Source organism: Massilia sp. METH4 (assembly GCF_037094685.1).
In the GTDB taxonomy this organism is placed as follows: Bacteria; Pseudomonadota; Gammaproteobacteria; order Burkholderiales; family Burkholderiaceae_D; genus Rugamonas.
In genome coordinates this window covers 1,452,124-1,468,207 of record NZ_CP146614.1, presented here as the reverse complement: position 1 = coordinate 1,468,207, position 16,084 = coordinate 1,452,124, and the positions used below count along the sequence as shown (strand labels likewise).

The 16,084-nt window shown below is 62.5% G+C and carries 14 protein-coding genes; 8 read left to right on the top strand and 6 right to left on the bottom strand.

Annotation, left to right across the window (positions count from 1 at the left end; translation table 11 throughout):
• Positions 1-127: 127 nt before the first annotated feature.
• The gene (gene tssF, locus V6Z91_RS06510; RefSeq protein WP_338768206.1) at positions 128-1,831 is read left to right on the top strand and encodes a type VI secretion system baseplate subunit TssF; all 1,704 of its coding nucleotides are present in this window, start codon (positions 128-130) and stop codon (positions 1,829-1,831) included.
• A 3-nt stretch (positions 1,832-1,834) separates the two neighbouring features.
• On the opposite strand, the gene V6Z91_RS06505 is transcribed toward tssF, so the two are convergent.
• The 4 genes from V6Z91_RS06505 to dnaA all read right to left on the bottom strand — a co-directional run bounded on the left by V6Z91_RS06505 (position 1,835) and on the right by dnaA (position 8,577).
• Positions 1,835-3,097, bottom strand: coding sequence for a hypothetical protein (locus V6Z91_RS06505; RefSeq protein WP_338768203.1), 1,263 nt, complete (start codon positions 3,095-3,097; stop codon positions 1,835-1,837).
• A gap of 232 nt (positions 3,098-3,329) precedes the next feature.
• Positions 3,330-5,828, bottom strand: a complete 2,499-nt coding sequence (gene gyrB, locus V6Z91_RS06500) for a DNA topoisomerase (ATP-hydrolyzing) subunit B (RefSeq protein ID WP_338768200.1) — start codon at positions 5,826-5,828, stop codon at positions 3,330-3,332.
• 58 nt (positions 5,829-5,886) lie between these two features.
• Complete coding sequence (gene dnaN / locus V6Z91_RS06495; protein ID WP_338768197.1) at positions 5,887-6,993, bottom strand: DNA polymerase III subunit beta; 1,107 nt, start codon at positions 6,991-6,993, stop codon at positions 5,887-5,889.
• A gap of 165 nt (positions 6,994-7,158) precedes the next feature.
• Complete coding sequence (gene dnaA / locus V6Z91_RS06490) at positions 7,159-8,577, bottom strand: chromosomal replication initiator protein DnaA (protein ID WP_338768194.1); 1,419 nt, start codon at positions 8,575-8,577, stop codon at positions 7,159-7,161.
• A 479-nt stretch (positions 8,578-9,056) separates the two neighbouring features.
• Here dnaA and rpmH point away from each other — a divergent pair, with 479 nt between their 5' ends.
• The 6 genes from rpmH to V6Z91_RS06460 all read left to right on the top strand — a co-directional run bounded on the left by rpmH (position 9,057) and on the right by V6Z91_RS06460 (position 13,536).
• Positions 9,057-9,191, top strand: coding sequence for a 50S ribosomal protein L34 (gene rpmH / locus V6Z91_RS06485; protein ID WP_040378179.1), 135 nt, complete (start codon positions 9,057-9,059; stop codon positions 9,189-9,191).
• A 19-nt stretch (positions 9,192-9,210) separates the two neighbouring features.
• On the top strand, positions 9,211-9,612 hold the full coding sequence (rnpA, locus tag V6Z91_RS06480; protein WP_338768145.1) for a ribonuclease P protein component: 402 nt from the start codon (positions 9,211-9,213) through the stop codon (positions 9,610-9,612).
• Positions 9,609-9,857 carry a membrane protein insertion efficiency factor YidD gene (gene yidD / locus V6Z91_RS06475; RefSeq protein ID WP_338768142.1) on the top strand — a complete coding sequence of 83 codons (249 nt, stop codon included), beginning with the start codon at positions 9,609-9,611 and terminating at the stop codon, positions 9,855-9,857. Before rnpA ends, yidD begins: the two co-directional genes overlap by 4 nt.
• 9 nt (positions 9,858-9,866) lie before the next feature.
• Complete coding sequence (gene yidC / locus V6Z91_RS06470) at positions 9,867-11,537, top strand: membrane protein insertase YidC (RefSeq protein WP_338768139.1); 1,671 nt, start codon at positions 9,867-9,869, stop codon at positions 11,535-11,537.
• A 98-nt stretch (positions 11,538-11,635) separates the two neighbouring features.
• Positions 11,636-13,015, top strand: a complete 1,380-nt coding sequence (gene mnmE, locus V6Z91_RS06465; protein ID WP_338768136.1) for a tRNA uridine-5-carboxymethylaminomethyl(34) synthesis GTPase MnmE — start codon at positions 11,636-11,638, stop codon at positions 13,013-13,015.
• A 323-nt stretch (positions 13,016-13,338) separates the two neighbouring features.
• Positions 13,339-13,536 carry a hypothetical protein gene (locus V6Z91_RS06460; RefSeq protein ID WP_338768133.1) on the top strand — a complete coding sequence of 66 codons (198 nt, stop codon included), beginning with the start codon at positions 13,339-13,341 and terminating at the stop codon, positions 13,534-13,536.
• A gap of 45 nt (positions 13,537-13,581) precedes the next feature.
• On the opposite strand, the gene V6Z91_RS06455 is transcribed toward V6Z91_RS06460, so the two are convergent.
• Both V6Z91_RS06455 and V6Z91_RS06450 read right to left on the bottom strand, forming a co-directional pair.
• The gene (locus tag V6Z91_RS06455; protein ID WP_338768130.1) at positions 13,582-14,154 is read right to left on the bottom strand and encodes an Hpt domain-containing protein; all 573 of its coding nucleotides are present in this window, start codon (positions 14,152-14,154) and stop codon (positions 13,582-13,584) included.
• Between the two features lie 29 nt (positions 14,155-14,183).
• Entirely contained in the window at positions 14,184-15,146 is a 963-nt protein-coding gene (locus tag V6Z91_RS06450) for a CAP domain-containing protein (protein ID WP_338768127.1), read from the bottom strand.
• A 175-nt stretch (positions 15,147-15,321) separates the two neighbouring features.
• Here V6Z91_RS06450 and pssA point away from each other — a divergent pair, with 175 nt between their 5' ends.
• Positions 15,322-16,080 (top strand): CDP-diacylglycerol--serine O-phosphatidyltransferase, encoded by a 759-nt coding sequence (gene pssA, locus V6Z91_RS06445; RefSeq protein ID WP_338768124.1) that lies wholly within the window; start codon positions 15,322-15,324, stop codon positions 16,078-16,080.
• The last annotated feature ends 4 nt before the right edge of the window (positions 16,081-16,084 follow it).

The window sequence follows — 16,084 nt, the reverse complement described above, 5'->3', positions numbered from 1 at the left end:
GACAGGCTGGGGACACAAAAAGAAGGGTAAGTGAGAAAATGTAGATAAGCAGAAATGTTGCATTAGGTCAACCCTGGTTGCAACGAGCCGGTTCATTATTGCCTCTCGTAATTTACGGGAGGCAAGCATGGATAAGCTCCTTCAACGGTATCCCAACCTGGGCGAGGCATTCGTAGCGCCCACGGATGGAGCGGTGAAGCGCATGATGCAATCGGTGGCGGCGCGTAATGCCAGGGCGGCGCGCCAGCCCGGCGAAACCGGCGACCCGCTGCTCGGCGCATGCCGGCAAGACGCCCTCCTCCCCATGCCGTCGTGCGCGGTGGTGCAGGCGGAAGGCGCCGGCAGCCGCGTGCCCGTCACCATCCCCCGTGGCACGGAGCTCCTGACGAAGGCGCAACCCGCCTGCCGCTTTCGCACCGTCTACGATGTGGCAATCGCACCGGTCGCGATCACGTCGGTCCGCTTCATTCCATGCGTTCACGTGCCACTCGCGCTGGGCGTGCCCGAAAACGCGGCTTGCGCAATCGCGATCACCATCGAAAGCACCGATTCCGCCGTCGCCCTCGACGAAGCGCTGGCAAAGCCGCTGCGCGTTTTTGTCGATGCCGATGACGCGACACGCGCGGCATTTCACGATGCGCTGTTCATGCGCACGCTGTGCACCTGCGTGCAGGCTGCGCGCCAGTGGTGCCAGCTCGCGGCATCGCCCTTCGTGCCGGTTGGCTACGACGATGGCGAAGCCGTGCTGCCCACCCAGGCTGGAACAGCATCGGGCTTGCGCCTGTTGGCCGAATACTTTGCATTCCCGGACAAGTTCGCCTTCCTCGACGTCGACCTGAAGGCCGCGCTGGCCCGCAGTCCGGCCGGCACGCGCCGGCTGCTGCTGCACGTGATGCTGCCGGCGCTGTCGGGCGCAGACCTGCTGGAGTCCCTGTCGCCCGCCATGCTGCGGCTCGGCTGCACCCCAATCGTCAACCTGTTCAAGCGCGCCGCCGAACCGTTGCATCTCGCGGCAGGGCGCAACACGTATCCGCTCCGGCCTTTCCCGGTGGTGGAAGCGGACGCCACGCTGTACAGCGTGGACGGGGTGACCGTGCTGCATACCCTTGGCGGCGGCAATATGGCCGCCGAGCTGCCCCGGTTCGACCCATCGCGCGGCAGCCAGGACGATCGTTTCTGGCTCGCGCGGCGCGCCGACACGGCCGCCGGCGCGGAACACACGATCTCTTTCGTCGACGGTGCGCAGGTCCCCTTTGACCTGTCGGGTGGCACCGTCGCGGTCCAGCTCACATGCACGAACGGCGACGTGCCGGCCCGCCTTCCGATAGGCCGCCCCGACGGCGACCTGGCGGGCGACGGCGCCGCGGCCCGCTATCCGGTACGCCTTCTGCGCCGTCCTTCTTTCTCCCGTTTGCAAGCAGATACGGATCAGGGGCCCCGGGAAGCAATCACAACTCGCCCCTGCGAACAACGCAAGCTCCCCCACGCTGCCTTGCCCGCGCTGCTGGACATGTTGCGCGTGCATGCCCCGTCCGACAACGGCGCCGTGCAGCGGCAACTGGCCGGCATCGTCGGGCTGGAACAGCGCGCGACCAAGGCATGGGTGCGGTTCCCGCAGGGGGCCGCTTACATGCAGGGCACCCAGGTGCGGCTGACCATTGACGAGGCGGCATTCGACCGGTGCGGGGTGTTCGCGTTTGCGCAGGTAATGGATCGGGTTTTCACTTTGTATGCACAGGCGGAAGGTTTCGCGCAGTTGGTCGTGGTGACCACGGAGGGCGAAGAGCGGGTGCGGTTCGGGCCACGGACGGGAGTAGCCTCACCCATGTAGGCACTAACGCGTGACAGAAGTAGAAGGGCGCACGCCACAGCGTTCCGCTATCAGGGAACAAAGCGCTCGATCCAGTCCGGAGGAAGACTGACACTTTTGCAAAGGCATCCAGGATAATATCTCTTTGCGCCTGTTCTTCTCCCCCACTTCACTTTCGTCGCGCTCACCGAAGCCTTTGAGCGGTTGCCAGCTTAATATCTTGTCCTTGTCGATAATGATACGTCGAGTTATTCGAACGCCAGGATTCCCATCAATGGCGCCCGTGGTGGTTATCCAAAAAACTCGCTTTTGCTCCATATCAGAGTTCCGCGCATGCATATAAGAGAATTCAAGAACAGCCTGTGCGCCGATGCGCGATCTGATCATGACAGGGCAGATTGCCGTGACATGTTTTTCTCCGCCAGGCATGCATACCTCGTATCCAAGAGCTGCATTTATCTCGCCACAAGTGCTGCCATCGATTGCGATGCGAGATGCTGTGATTTCCCCTTGACCAAGGGCCTTTATGGCGATTGTCGAAAAAGCTGAAAAGCTACCGGTTACCAGCAGCACGAAGAAAAGCAATACCGGGGCGATAATGGCTGCCGCTTTCAAGGGTGATAGTCCTGGAGCGCTTCCAATCAAAACCGACCCGGCAATGATCATCATTGGAAAGCAGGAGATCAGTAGCGCACCCTTGGCTCCGCTCGCGGTACGAATGTCGCCAGTGAGTCCGATGACACCGATAAGACTCATCGGAGCCACAGTCAACAGAAACAGCAGAGCAGCCGTGGCCGTGGACCATGCATAGGCTTTTCCGTAGCGATCCCGTCGTGTCATGCTGGGGTCGCCCTCAGGTTTCAACCCTAGCCAGAAGAGGAATACATAGGGCATGCATAATACGATCGCACCAATGCTGATCATTGCCGCCCGGCCCCGAGGAAACCCCGGAACCTCGTAGAGTGCGAATATTACGATTGCCCAGCATCCGATCGTCGTCATCGCTACCAGAAATACGTGTCGGGGTAGCAGGCCACTTGTTTGCTTCTTTGCTTCGGCTAGCAAAAAACCTGGTGCGACCAGCATGACCATCGTGTAAGTTGCAAGGAAGAGGCCTAGCAGAGCTATTGCGTACAATACCGAAGATATCGATTTGATGTCGATATCCGGCAGGAATTCTATCCGCAGGAAGAACATGAAGAGCAAGAGGCTACCTGAAATAAAGAGCAGAGTTGCTCCCGACTTGACGGGGTTTTCGACCAAGTATTGAAGCGTCCTGCTCTTCATGCTTGACAGCAACTTGAATCGATTATGTCGCAGAAGTGATGGGCTTGTCATGGGACCTCTGACGCCAATAGGTGAGCTCAGAGTCTATAACAGTGAACCGTGGAAGAATATCGGAGCACTGGTCTGTTGTATTTTCATGATCCGATCATGATAGCCACGCGCTCGCTCCGGATTACTCGACCATAAAAAGAAAAAGGGGCCATGAGGCCCCTTTCTTGCTGCGAAGAAAACATCAAACGTCAATATTCCCCGCCCGCAGCGCATTCGTCTCAATGAAGTTCCTGCGCGGCTCCACATCATCCCCCATCAGCGTGGTAAAGATCTGATCCGCCGCGATAGCATCCTCGATCTGCACCTTCAGCAAACGGCGAACGGTCGGATCCATGGTGGTCTCCCACAGCTGCTCAGGATTCATCTCCCCCAGACCCTTGTAGCGCTGCTTGGAAACAGTGCGCTCAGCTTCATCACGCAGCCACTGCATCGCATCATGGAAGTCCCGTACGGCAGCTTCCTTGGTCCGCTCGCCTTCGCCGCGGCGGATGAGGGCACCCTCACCGATCAAGCCAGTGAACGTGGAAGCAGCATTCGACAGCACGGCATAGTCGGCCCCGCCGACGAAGTCGGAATCGATGGTGGACACCTTCACGTTCCCGTGATGCATCCGCTCGATCCACAGCATGTGCTTTTCGGACATCTCATCCGAGCGCACGGACACGGTCACGGCTGGGTCGTTGATGTTATCGGACAGCGCCTGGGCCGATACGCGGGCGGCATCCACGGAGGACAGGTCGAGCTGGACACCGGTCATGATGGCGGTCAGCGCGGCGCGGTCGATCACGCGGGTCAGGCGCAGCATCACGGCGTTGGCCAGGTTGTACTGGCGGGCCAGTTCGCCCAGCGCTTCGCCGGTGATCGGGTCGGCGCCGTCGCGCGGCGTCAGCACGGCGGTGTTCAGCGCCACCGTCATCATGTACGTCGCTTCCTCGGCGTCGTCCTTCAGGTAGCGCTCGTCGCGGCCGGCCTTCACCTTGTACAGCGGCGGCTGGGCGATATACACGTGGCCGCGCTCCACCAGCTGCGGCATCTGGCGGTAGAACAGCGTCAGCAGCAGGGTGCGGATGTGGGCGCCGTCGACGTCCGCGTCGGTCATGATGATGATGCGGTGGTAGCGCAGCTTGTCGGCATTGAATTCGTCCGGGCCTATCGACGTGCCCAGCGTGGCGATCAGCGTGGTGATCTGCTCGGAGGACAGCATCTTCTCGAAGCGCGCCTTTTCCACGTTCAGGACTTTACCGCGCAGCGGCAGGATCGCCTGGAACTTGCGGTCGCGGCCCTGCTTGGCGGAGCCGCCTGCGGAGTCACCCTCGACGATGTACAGCTCGGCCAGCGCCGGGTCGCGTTCCTGGCAGTCGGCCAGTTTCGACGACAGGCCCAGGCCATCCATCACGCCCTTGCGGCGCGTCAGGTCGCGGGCCTTGCGGGCTGCTTCGCGGGCGCGCGCGGCTTCCACGATCTTGCCGCAGATGATCTTGGCGTCGTTCGGCTTCTCCATCAGGAAGTCGGTCAGCGTCTTCGCGACGATCTCCTCGACGGGGCCGCGCACTTCGGAGGACACCAGCTTGTCCTTTGTCTGCGACGAGAACTTCGGTTCCGGCACTTTCACGGACAGCACGCAGGTCAGACCCTCGCGCATGTCGTCGCCGGAGATTTCCACCTTTGCCTTCCTGGCAAAGTCGTTCTCGTCGATGTACTTGTTGATCACGCGGGTCATCGCCGCGCGCAGGCCGGTCAGGTGGGTGCCGCCGTCGCGCTGCGGAATGTTGTTCGTGAAGCAGAGTACCTGTTCATTGAAGGCATCGTTCCACTGCATCGACACGTCCACGGAGATCGTCGTGCCCTGGTCGGACTGGCGTTCGCCAGTGGCCTGGAACACGGTCGGGTGCAGCACCGTTTTCGCCTTGTTGATGTATTCGACGAAGCCGCGCGTACCGCCTTCGAAGGCGAACACTTCTTCCTTGCCCGAGCGCTGGTCGGATAGCTTGATGTTCACGCCATTGTTCAGGAACGACAGCTCGCGGATACGCTTGGCCAGGATCTCGTAGTGGAATTCCACGTGCGTGAAGATCTGTTCGTCGGCCCAGAAATGCACATCGGTGCCGCGCTTGTCCGTTTCGCCGATGACCTTGATGGGGGAAGTGGCCACGCCGTCGCGCATTTCGATTTCGCGGTTCTGCGGCACGCCGCGCACGAATTCCATCTGGTGCACCTTGCCGTCGCGGCGGATCGTCACGCGCAGCAGTTTCGACAGCGCGTTCACGCACGATACGCCCACGCCGTGCAGGCCGCCGGATACCTTGTACGAGTTCTGGTCGAACTTGCCGCCAGCGTGCAGTTCCGTCAGCACGATCTCGGCGGCGGAGCGCTTCGGTTCGTGCTTGTCGTCCATCTTCAGGCCCACCGGAATGCCGCGGCCGTTGTCGGTGATCGAGATCGAGTTGTCCGAGTGGATCGTCACGTGGATCTCGGAGCAGTAGCCGGCCAGCGCTTCGTCGATCGAGTTGTCCAGCACTTCGAACACGAGGTGGTGCAGGCCGGTGCCGTCCGAGGTGTCACCGATATACATGCCGGGGCGCTTGCGGACTGCTTCCAGGCCTTCCAGGATCTGGATCGAGGAGGCGCCGTATTCCTCGGACTTGGCCTGCGCAGGTACTTCGTTGTGGCTTTCGGACATGGACTACTTTCTCAAAAAACGTATTACTGTCGATTTCTAACTGCGTGCGATCGGCCGATCAGATCCGCATCGGCATCACGACGTACTTGAAGTCGGGATTGTCCGGGATCGAGATCAGGGCGGACGAATTGGAATCGCCTAGCGCCACGTTGACCTGGTCGCACTTCAGGTTGTTCAGCACGTCCAGCAGGTAGGTGACGTTGAAGCCGATGTCGATGCCGTCGCCGCCGTAGTCGATTTCCAGTTCCTCGACCGCTTCTTCCTGGTCCGCGTTGGTGGACGAGATCTTCAGCGAGCCCGGGCTGATGATGCAGCGCACGCCCTTGAACTTATCGCTCGTCATGATGGCGGCGCGCTGCAGGGAGCGCAGCAGCTCGTCGCGGCTGATCGTGAAGTCGTTCTTGTAACCCTTCGGGATCACGCGCGTGTAGTCGGGGAATTTGCCTTCGACCAGCTTCGAGATCAGTTCGATGTCGGCAAAGCCCAGCTTCACCTGGTTGGCCGCGATGTCCAGCTGCACCGGCTCGTCGTTTTCTTCCAGCAGGCGCTGCAGTTCGATGATGGTCTTGCGCGGGATGATCACTTCCTGGCGCTCGAACGCCTGCTCCGTCTTCACCTGGCAGAAGGCGAGGCGGTGGCCGTCGGTGGCAACCGCAATGACGTTCTCGCCATCGAGCACCAGCAGCAGGCCGTTCAGGTAGTAGCGGATGTCCTGCTGGGCCATCGCGAAGTGCACCATGTTGAACAGGTGCTTCAGCGTCTTTTGCGGCAGGGTGAACGAGGCGTTGAACGTTTCCGCTTGCTGCACGGTCGGGAATTCCTCGGCGGCCAGCGTTTGCAGGGCGAAGCGCGATTTACCGCTCTGCACGGTCAGGCGCTTGTTCACCAGCGTCAGCGACACGTCGCCCGATTCCGGCAACGCGCGCAGGATGTCCAGCAGCTTGCGGGCCGCGACCGTGGTGCCGGTGACTTCGTCGCCGGAGCCGATGTTGGCGTTGGTGGTGATCTGCACTTCCGTGTCGGTGGACAGGAACGAGACCGCTTCGCCTTCCTTGCGGATGAGGATATTGGCCAGAATCGGCATCGTATGCCGACGCTCGACAATACCGCTCACGATCTGCAGTGGCCGGAGTAGCGTATCTCGGGTGGTTTTGACCAGTTGCATGGATATCCTCGATAAAAGATTAAATGTTCAGGTTATTGCTGAGTTCTAGATGATAAGGCAAAGCAGACCGAGAGCGTCCTGGCGGAGCAGCCGTCCTCACCAGGGCGGGGCTTGCAAGCCCCGCCCGCTGAGCGGCCGTGGAGCAGTGCTCCACGAATTCGCCGCTCAGCCCTTAAGAGTTTGCTCCAGCACGTGCAACTCATGGTTGCACTCCGGATTCTTGGTACGGTCCTGCGCGATCTTGCGCACGGCGTGCAGCACCGTGGTGTGGTCGCGTCCGCCGAACAGCTCGCCGATCTCGGGCAAGCTCTTCTGCGTGAGCTCCTTCGCCAGGTACATCGCGATCTGGCGCGGCCGCGCGATGTTGGCGGGGCGGCGCTTCGAGTACATGTCCGCGACCTTGATGTTGAAGAAGTCGGCCACCGTCTTCTGGATGTTCTCCACGCTGATCTGGCGGTTCTGCACGGAGAGCAGGTCCTTCAGCGCTTCCTTCACGATGTCGATCGAGATGTCTTTGCCGTGGAAGCGCGAGTAGGCCAGGATCTTGCGCAGCGCGCCTTCCAGTTCGCGCACGTTCGAGCGCAGGTGCTTGGCCACGAAGAAGGCCACGTCGTCCGACAGCGTCACGCCTTCCGACTTCGCCTTCTTCAGCAGGATCGCCACGCGCATTTCCAGCTCGGGCGGCTCGATCGCCACCGTCAGGCCGGAGTCGAAGCGGGAGATCAGGCGGTCGTCCATGCCCGTGATCTCCTTCGGATACGTGTCCGAAGTGATGATGATCTGCTTCTTCGCCGCGATCAGCGCCTCGAACGCGTAGAAGAATTCTTCCTGCGTGCGGCTTTTGCCGCCGAAGAACTGGATATCGTCGATCAGCAGCATGTCCAGCGAGTGGTAGTAATGCTTGAAGTCGTCGAAGCCCTTGCGCTGGTAAGCCGTCACCACGTCGCGCACGTACTGTTCGGCGTGGATGTAGCGGATGCGGGCGCCGGGCTGGTCGGCCATCACCTGGTTGCCGATTGCATGGATCAGGTGGGTTTTACCCAGGCCCACGCCGCCGTAGAAGAACAGCGGGTTGTACGACACGCCGGGGTTGTTGGCGACCTGGATCGCCGCGGCCCGCGCCAGCTGGTTCGCCTTACCGGTCACGAAGCTTTCGAACGTGAGGTCGGTATTGATACGGCTTTGCTCGCGGCCGCGCTGGTTCGCGTATTCGTTGCCGGCCGGCGGCGTAACCGGATCGCCGGTGCGCACGTCCGCCGGATGCACGGGCGGCACGCTGGAGCCGTTCGGTGCCCCCGCCGCGCTGCTGGCACTCTCGGCCGGTTTTGCGCGAGGCGGGTTCAGGCGCGGGTCGAGCACGAACTGCACCTCGATGGGCGCCTCCCAGTATTGCGACGCAAGGGCGGTGATGCGGCTGGCGAACTGGGTCTTCACCCAGTCGAGCTTGAAGCGGTTGGGCGCCGCGATGCGCAGCTTGCCGTTCTCGTAATCGAGCGGCACCAGTGGTTTGATCCACGCGCTGAATTGTTGCGGCGTCAGCTCCAGTTCCAGTTGGGCGGAACAGGTCTGCCAGAAATTTTCCATGAATCGTCTATCTGCAAAAGCTGTGGGAGGGCAGCATGGACCCGATGCCGGCGCGGCAAGCCGCCGGCAGGAATCACGAAGTTCGTGTCCGCTGCAAGCAACAGCGGCAAGGTCCATATGCGCCACACGTAACACGCTATTCTAACTCCGAACCCCACAAGTTATCCACAGGGTTGTGCCGGAATTTACTGAAAATTCGGCCGCAAAGCCCTGTATCGGCCAGGTTCCGCTGTTGACAAGGCATGCCTGAATGCTGATAATTCAGGGTTCCCCGCCCGTACTCCGTGTTTTTTCAGTTTACGATCAGCGCGGATCCATGCGGGCGATGAGATTGGCCAGCTTGTGCCGGACGTGTTGGCATAAGTGCGCGAAATGTCATTGGCACCAATACCTGAAGGGACAAACTGGCGTCCGGTCTGACCTGTTCAGCGGTGCGGCAGCCCGATTTTGCATTTTTTTGCTTCTTTAGCGAGACCAACATGAAACGTACTTACCAACCTTCCGTCGTGCGCCGCAAGCGTACCCACGGTTTCCGTGCACGTATGGCTACCCGTGGTGGCCGCCAGGTTCTGAACGCACGCCGTGCCAAGGGCCGCAAGCGCCTGGCTGTATAAGCCATCGCTCGGCTGCTGAGTGGATAGCTGTTCCAACGGCTCTTCAGGCGCTGGTTCCCACGACTTCGCGCGCGCTCGGCGCATCGTTAAAACGGATGAATTTTCATCCGTTTTTCGTTTGCGCCCGGCCCAGAAAAGCGCGCACTTCGTGCTCTATACCCGCCAGAATCAGCTGCCTCATGCGCGGCTGGGCGTTGTCGTTGCCAAACGCCTCGCACCTCGCGCGGTCACGCGCAATACCATCAAGCGCCTGACGCGCGAACTGTTCCGTACCACGGGCTTGCCTGCCATCGACTGTGTCGTGCGCCTGGCCAAGCCGGTCAACACCAAGGCCGATCCGGCCACCAGCGCAAAACTGAAGGCCGCCTTGCGCGTCGAACTGGCGCGCCTGTTCGCGGCGCAGTCGAAGGCGCGGCAATGAAGCTGCTGATCCTTCTACTGCGGGCCTACAAGGTCGCCATCAGTCCGCTGCTGCCGCCCAGCTGCCGTTTCTACCCGAGCTGCTCGACTTACGCGATCGACGCGCTGCGCGAGCACGGCACGGCGAAAGGCAGCTGGCTGGCCGTGTGCCGCGTCTGCCGCTGCCACCCGTGGAACGCGGGCGGGTTCGATCCCGTACCGCCGAAGCATTCCTCATCGACCGCTTGCGGTTGCAACCACTCCTGACTTGACCCAATGGATCTCAATAAACGCACAATCCTGTGGATCGTCTTCGCTGTTTCGCTGGTCGCCCTGTGGAACGAGTGGATGATCTCCACCGGCCGGCCGTCGATGTTCTCGGCGCCACCGCCCAAGACCGCACCGGCCAACGCCAAGACCACGCCCGCCGGCGTGCCCGCCGCTGTCGGTACCGCCGCCGGCGCGGCCGCCGTGCCTGGTAACGCGGCGCCGTTCCAGAGCCAGATCGTCACCATCACGACCGACGTGTTCAAGGTGGACATCGACACGCTGGGCGGCCAGATCAAGCGCCTCGAACTGCTGAAGTTCAAGGATGGCTTCGATCCCACGAAGAACCAGCAGCTGTTCCAGCAGCAGGGCGATCGCGTCTACCTGGCGCAGACCGGCCTGGTGGGTGCGGCCAACCTGCCGAACCATAACACCGGCTTCACGGTGCGCCCGGGCCCGCGCGCGCTCGATGGCAGCAACCAGGTGCAACTGGTGATGGATGCGGAGCAGGGCGGCGTGCGCCTGACCAAGACGTTCACCTTCAAGCGTGGCGACTACACGATCGACGTGCGCCACGACGTGACCAACACCGGCACCGCCCCCGTGAACCCGGAGCTGTACCTGCAGCTGGTCCATGACGGCAACAAGCCCGAAGGCTCCTCCTGGTTCAACCCGAGCTTCACCGGCCCCACGCTGTACACGGCCGAAGAGCATTACCAGAAGCTGTCGTTCGAAAAGGTGGAGAAGGAAGACGCCTCCAAGCGCGAAAACCCGAACTTCAAGCCGGATCATCCGACCAAGGCCGACAACGGCTGGGTGGCGATCTCGCAGCACTTCTTCGTCTCGGCGCTGGTGCCGCAAGCGAAGCAGATGCACGACATCTTCACGCGCAAGGTAGGTCACAACACCTATTCGATCGGCGTGGTGCAGCCGCTGGGCGCCCTGGCGCCGGGTGCCACGGTGTCGAACACCGCCAAGCTGTTCTCCGGCCCGCAGGACGAAGCGGCGCTGGAACGCGTGTCGCCGGGCCTCGAGCTGGTGAAGGACTACGGCATGCTGACGATCATCGCCAAGCCGATGTGGTGGGTGATGGAGCACATCAACAGCGTGGTGCACAACTGGGGCTGGACGATCATCGCCTTCACGATCCTGATCAAGCTGCTCTTCTTCCCGCTGTCCGCCGCCAGCTACCGCAGCATGGCGAAGATGAAGGTGGTCACGCCGAAGATGACGGCCATCCGCGAGCGCTACAAGGGCGACCCGCAGAAGATGAACCAGGCCATGATGGAGCTGTACAAGACCGAGAAGATCAATCCGCTGGGCGGTTGCCTGCCGATCGTGGTGCAGATGCCGGTCTTCATCGCCCTGTACTGGGTGCTGAACTCCTCCGTCGAGATGCGCGGCGCGCCGTGGCTGGGCTGGATCACCGACCTGACCAAGCCCGACCCGTTCTTCATCCTGCCGGTGCTGTACGCGATCTCGATGTACGTGACCATGAAGCTGAACCCGCAGCCGGCCGATCCGATGCAGGCGAAGATGATGCTGTTCATGCCGCTGGCGTTCTCGGTGATGTTCCTGTTCTTCCCGTCCGGCCTGGTGCTGTACTGGGTGGTCAACAACCTGTTCTCGATCGCCCAGCAGTGGGTGATCACGAAGAAGATGATGCCGGACGCGAAGTAAGCGCTGACGGTAGGGCTCGCGCTGCGGCGCGAGCTCGGCCGCACCAATTGAAACCCGTGCGCGACACGGGTTTTTTTTCGTTCCATTAAAATTTGCCCATGAATCTCGATACCTTCCCCATCGCCGCCATCGCCACCGCTCCGGGCCGTGGCGGTATCGGCGTCGTCCGTGCCTCCGGCAAGAACCTGCGCCCGCTGGCCGAGGCGCTGTTCAACGGCGCGGACCTGAAACCGCGCCACGCCACCTATATTCCGTTCACGCAGGCGGACGGCACGCTGGTCGACCAGGGCATCGCGATCTACTTCAAGGGGCCGCATTCATACACGGGCGAAGACGTACTGGAACTGCAAGGCCACGGCGGTCCCGTCGTGCTGCAGATGCTGCTGCAGCGCGTGCTGGAGGCAGGGCACGATATCGGCCTGCGCCTGGCCGAACCGGGCGAATTCACGCGCCGCGCCTACATGAACGACAAGCTCGACCTGGCGCAGGCCGAAGCGGTGGCCGACCTGATCGACGCATCGACGGAAGCGGCGGCCAGGTCCGCATCGCAGTCGCTGTCCGGTGCCTTCTCGCAGGCAATCCATGGGCTGGTCGACCGCGTCACGCACCTGCGCATGCTGGTGGAGGCCACGCTGGACTTCCCCGAGGAGGAAATCGACTTCCTCGAGAAATCGGATGCGCGCGGCCAGCTGCGCGGCATCGTCGAAGCGCTGGACGGGGTGTTCCGGCAGGCTTCGCAGGGCGCGCTGCTGCGCGAGGGCCTGAACGTGGTGCTGGTGGGCCAGCCCAACGTGGGTAAGTCATCACTTCTCAATGCGCTGGCCGGGGCGGACGTGGCGATCGTCACGCCGATCGCCGGCACCACGCGCGACAAGGTCAGCGAAACGATCCAGATCGAGGGCATCCCGCTGAACATCATCGATACGGCCGGCATCCGCGGCCACGACGAAGCGGTGGATGTCGTGGAGCGCATCGGCATCGAGCGCACCTGGGGAGAAGTGGGCAAGGCGGACGTGATCCTGCACATGCTGGATGCAAACCACGGCCCCACCCGCGCCGACGAATCGATCCTGGCCGCCTTCCCGCCGGGCGTGCCGGTGCTGCGGATCTGGAACAAGATCGACCTGTCCGGCCACAAGCCGTCGATCGACACGAGCGACGATGCCACGCACATCTACCTGTCCGCCCACGACCACACCGGCATCGACCTGCTGCGCAAGGAGCTGCTGCGCATCGCCGGCTGGCAGCAGACGGGGGAATCGCTGTACCTGGCCCGCGAGCGCCACCTGATCGCCCTGAAGTCCGCCGCGCGCCACCTGGACCGCGCGGAGGAGCACGCCGCGCAAACCGATCAGTCGCTCGACCTGTTTGCCGAGGAGTTGCGCCTGGCGCAGGTGCAGCTGTCCACCATTACCGGGGCGTTCTCGTCGGATGATCTGCTGGGGGTGATCTTCAGCCGGTTCTGTATCGGCAAATAAGCAGCTTCACGTCACTCCGGATGCGGTGCTCGCGCACCGTTTTCCCGCAGGCGGTAGTTCGTCTCCTATCGGCGCCTTCATTTCCATAGAAAAATTTTTTAGTCACTCTTCGCATGATAGCAACCACTCTGCCAATGGGTCAGTTGCGTGTGTTGGCGCACGTAACCCGGCCTGTTGGCCTGATTTAATGCTGCTATGATTGATTGGAGCAACACAGTTTGAGGCGTCGAGCGACAAGCTGTACGGTCTTGATGTTGGTCACGTCCGCATACTTCCACTGACGTAATCTTGCTAGCAGTTGATGTGTCTGAGAGGGGAAGATCATGGAAACGACCCAGGAACAAGTGGCGACGGACGTCGTGGCGACGATGATGCCTGTCATGGCGGCGCCGCAGCCGCGACAAACCCTGCCGCCCAAGGGCTCGTGCTGGTATTGCGAAAAGCCGCTCGACAGCGTGAAGCGCTTTTGCGGCCGGGACTGCGCGGCCTCGTTCGACGAAGAAGCCCAGTACACGCGTTGATGCTCGGGCGTGCCTGATGCGCCCGCCCGGCGCTCAGCGCGCAACTTAGTACCTAAGTGCCGGACGGGCGACCCGCAGCGCCGCCAGCGCGCGTTCGAAGTCTTCTTCACGCGCCGCCGCCGCCACGAGCCGCCAGGCGGCGGAACCCAGTGCTTTTTCCAGCACGGTTTCATATTGATCCAGCATATCGATCGCCATGGCGTTGCCTTCGTCGAGCAGCGCATGCAGGCGGTCGAACAATTCCCGCATATTGCCGATCGGTTGGGGCGGCACGAAGGTCGCCGGTGCGGCACGTTCCGTCGGCAAGGTCACGTCGATGCGCTCGCGCACCCGCTGCAACGCAGCCTCGAGATCATCCATCATCGGCAGTGGCGTGCGCCCCTGCGCGAGCGCCGCTTCCACTTCCATCGCGATGGCGTGCACTTCGAGGGCGCATAGCAGGCTTGCCGCACCCTTCAGGGTATGGGCGGTCAGGCTGGCGGCCGCCAGATCGCCTGCCGCCAGCTGCGCGGTGATGGCTCGCGCGGCGCCGGCATACGCGGCGAAGCGCTTCAAGGCCTTGAAATAGACCTCCTGGTTGCCCATCAGCCGTGCGATACCCTGCTCGACGTCCAGCACGGCCGATGGCCCGGCTGTTCCTTCCGGCTTCATTGCGTGGTGAACGACCAGTTACGGGTGACCGGCACGCTGTCCACGGTGCCGCTGAAGGACACGTCATAGGTCGTGCCGCTGTTCAAACGGGCGAGGGGAACGATGGCGGCGGCCGACTCCGGCGTGTGCGTATCCACCGCCTTGGCCAGCAGGCGCACGGGCAGATCGGCACCGCCGCGGGGGCGAACCGTGAAACCGGTGACCGCCAGGACCGATGAAATGTTCGCGTGCACGCTGATCGGGTAACCGACCTCGTTCAGGTTCGGCACGGGATCGGGCGATTCGCTGTCGCTCATGAAATTGACGGGCACCGCCGCCTGGCCGCTGGCCGGGTAGGTCGCCACGCTGCCCCGCGCCACCCCGGGACCATAACCGTTGCTGGCCGCGAAGTTGGTGGTGAACCAGGTGTAACTGGCCGTGCTGGCGGAACCGACACCCATCTCGCGAAACACCGGCTCGAACACCAGGAAGCGGTGATAGATCGCCGTGATCAATTCCTCGGCGTGGAAGAAGCCGGAGCGGTCGCCGGCGCCGGAGATCACTTCTCCAAAGGCGTACTGCCCCGCGGGTGTATAGCCGGCGGCGACCAGCCGGTCCCGCAGCTTGACACCGGTGAAGCCGGCATTGCCGCGCACCTGGTCATGCGACACTGTATTGTTGAGCCGCAGGTAGTTCGAATGGCCCGCGGCGGCGGTATCGATCAGGGAGTTCCGGGTCAATGCCGCCAGGCCGATCTGGCCGCGGCGATAGTTGAACCATGCGAAGCCGTCCGCCGCCGTGTCGCCGCTGGCGGTGGGGGCGCCTTGCTGTCCCACCGGTGCGACCGGGGAGGCGCCCTCGGTGGCGAGCGGCGTTCTGCCGCCACCATCGCCACCGCAGCCAGCCAGCATGGCAGCCAGCATGAGTGCCGCCACCGCCGCTTCCGTTTCGATACGCATCTTCGTCAAGCGCATGTTCATTCTCGTCTCTTCCGGCCAGCCTGGCCATGGACCGATTCTATGCCAAATCCGGTGCAACTGGACCGTGGCCAGGGACCGGCACGAGTGAAGGGAAAGCGGCGCCCGTGGCACCGGCGTTACAATAAGGTCCACTCATCACAGACCAAGCCAATTGAAGACCACGCGCACCCGGCGCATGCAACGCGCCAAATTCGCCTTGCCCAGCACCGTCACGTTGTTGTCGATTGCCTGCGGCTTCGGCAGCATCGTCATCTCCGTCGACAATGCACACGACGGCTTTCCCGCCGATTACCGGCTGGCCGCCGCGCTGCTTGTCCTCGCCGGCATCTTCGACGCGCTGGATGGCTTCGTGGCGCGTGCCACCGGTACAAGTTCCGAATTCGGCGTGCAGCTCGACTCGATAGCGGACGTGATGAACTTCGGCATCGGCCCGGCAATGCTGGTGTATTGCTATGCCTTCGTGCAGATCGGGCCCGCCGATCCCACGCTGCTGCGTACCGGCGGCCTGGCGGCATTCATCTTCGTCGCCTGCGGCGCGCTGCGCCTCGCCAGGTTCAATGTGAGCGTGGGCCGCACCGATCCGAAGTACTTCGTGGGCATGCCGATCACGGCGGGCGCCGCGTGCGTGGCATCGGTGGTCGTGGCATGGCCGTTCCCGCCGGAGACGAGCCTGCACGGCTGGCTCATGGTGGGGCTGCTGTTCGTCGTGGGCAGCTTGATGGTCTCAACGATTCGCTTTCCCAGCTCCAAGCAGAAGAAAAGCGCGGCGGCGCTGGTGCTGCTGCTGGTGAACGTGGGCCTGCTCGTATGGCTGCGCTTCTATTACTTCGTGCTGTTCTTCGTGGTGTATATCCTGGGCACGCTGGCCCTCAACCTCGCCTGGAAGAGCGGCTGGAAAGGCATTGCGCCGCCGCTCGTGTACGACGAGGACTGAAGGC

Coding starts and splice junctions, on each gene's coding strand:
- tssF (WP_338768206.1), top strand. CDS start 128: ATGGATAAGCTCCTTCAACGGTATCCCAACCTGGGCGAGGCATTCGTA.
- V6Z91_RS06505 (WP_338768203.1), bottom strand. CDS start 3,097: ATGAAGAGCAGGACGCTTCAATACTTGGTCGAAAACCCCGTCAAGTCG.
- gyrB (WP_338768200.1), bottom strand. CDS start 5,828: ATGTCCGAAAGCCACAACGAAGTACCTGCGCAGGCCAAGTCCGAGGAA.
- dnaN (WP_338768197.1), bottom strand. CDS start 6,993: ATGCAACTGGTCAAAACCACCCGAGATACGCTACTCCGGCCACTGCAG.
- dnaA (WP_338768194.1), bottom strand. CDS start 8,577: ATGGAAAATTTCTGGCAGACCTGTTCCGCCCAACTGGAACTGGAGCTG.
- rpmH (WP_040378179.1), top strand. CDS start 9,057: ATGAAACGTACTTACCAACCTTCCGTCGTGCGCCGCAAGCGTACCCAC.
- yidD (WP_338768142.1), top strand. CDS start 9,609: ATGAAGCTGCTGATCCTTCTACTGCGGGCCTACAAGGTCGCCATCAGT.
- yidC (WP_338768139.1), top strand. CDS start 9,867: ATGGATCTCAATAAACGCACAATCCTGTGGATCGTCTTCGCTGTTTCG.
- mnmE (WP_338768136.1), top strand. CDS start 11,636: ATGAATCTCGATACCTTCCCCATCGCCGCCATCGCCACCGCTCCGGGC.
- V6Z91_RS06460 (WP_338768133.1), top strand. CDS start 13,339: ATGGAAACGACCCAGGAACAAGTGGCGACGGACGTCGTGGCGACGATG.
- V6Z91_RS06450 (WP_338768127.1), bottom strand. CDS start 15,146: ATGAACATGCGCTTGACGAAGATGCGTATCGAAACGGAAGCGGCGGTG.
- pssA (WP_338768124.1), top strand. CDS start 15,322: ATGCAACGCGCCAAATTCGCCTTGCCCAGCACCGTCACGTTGTTGTCG.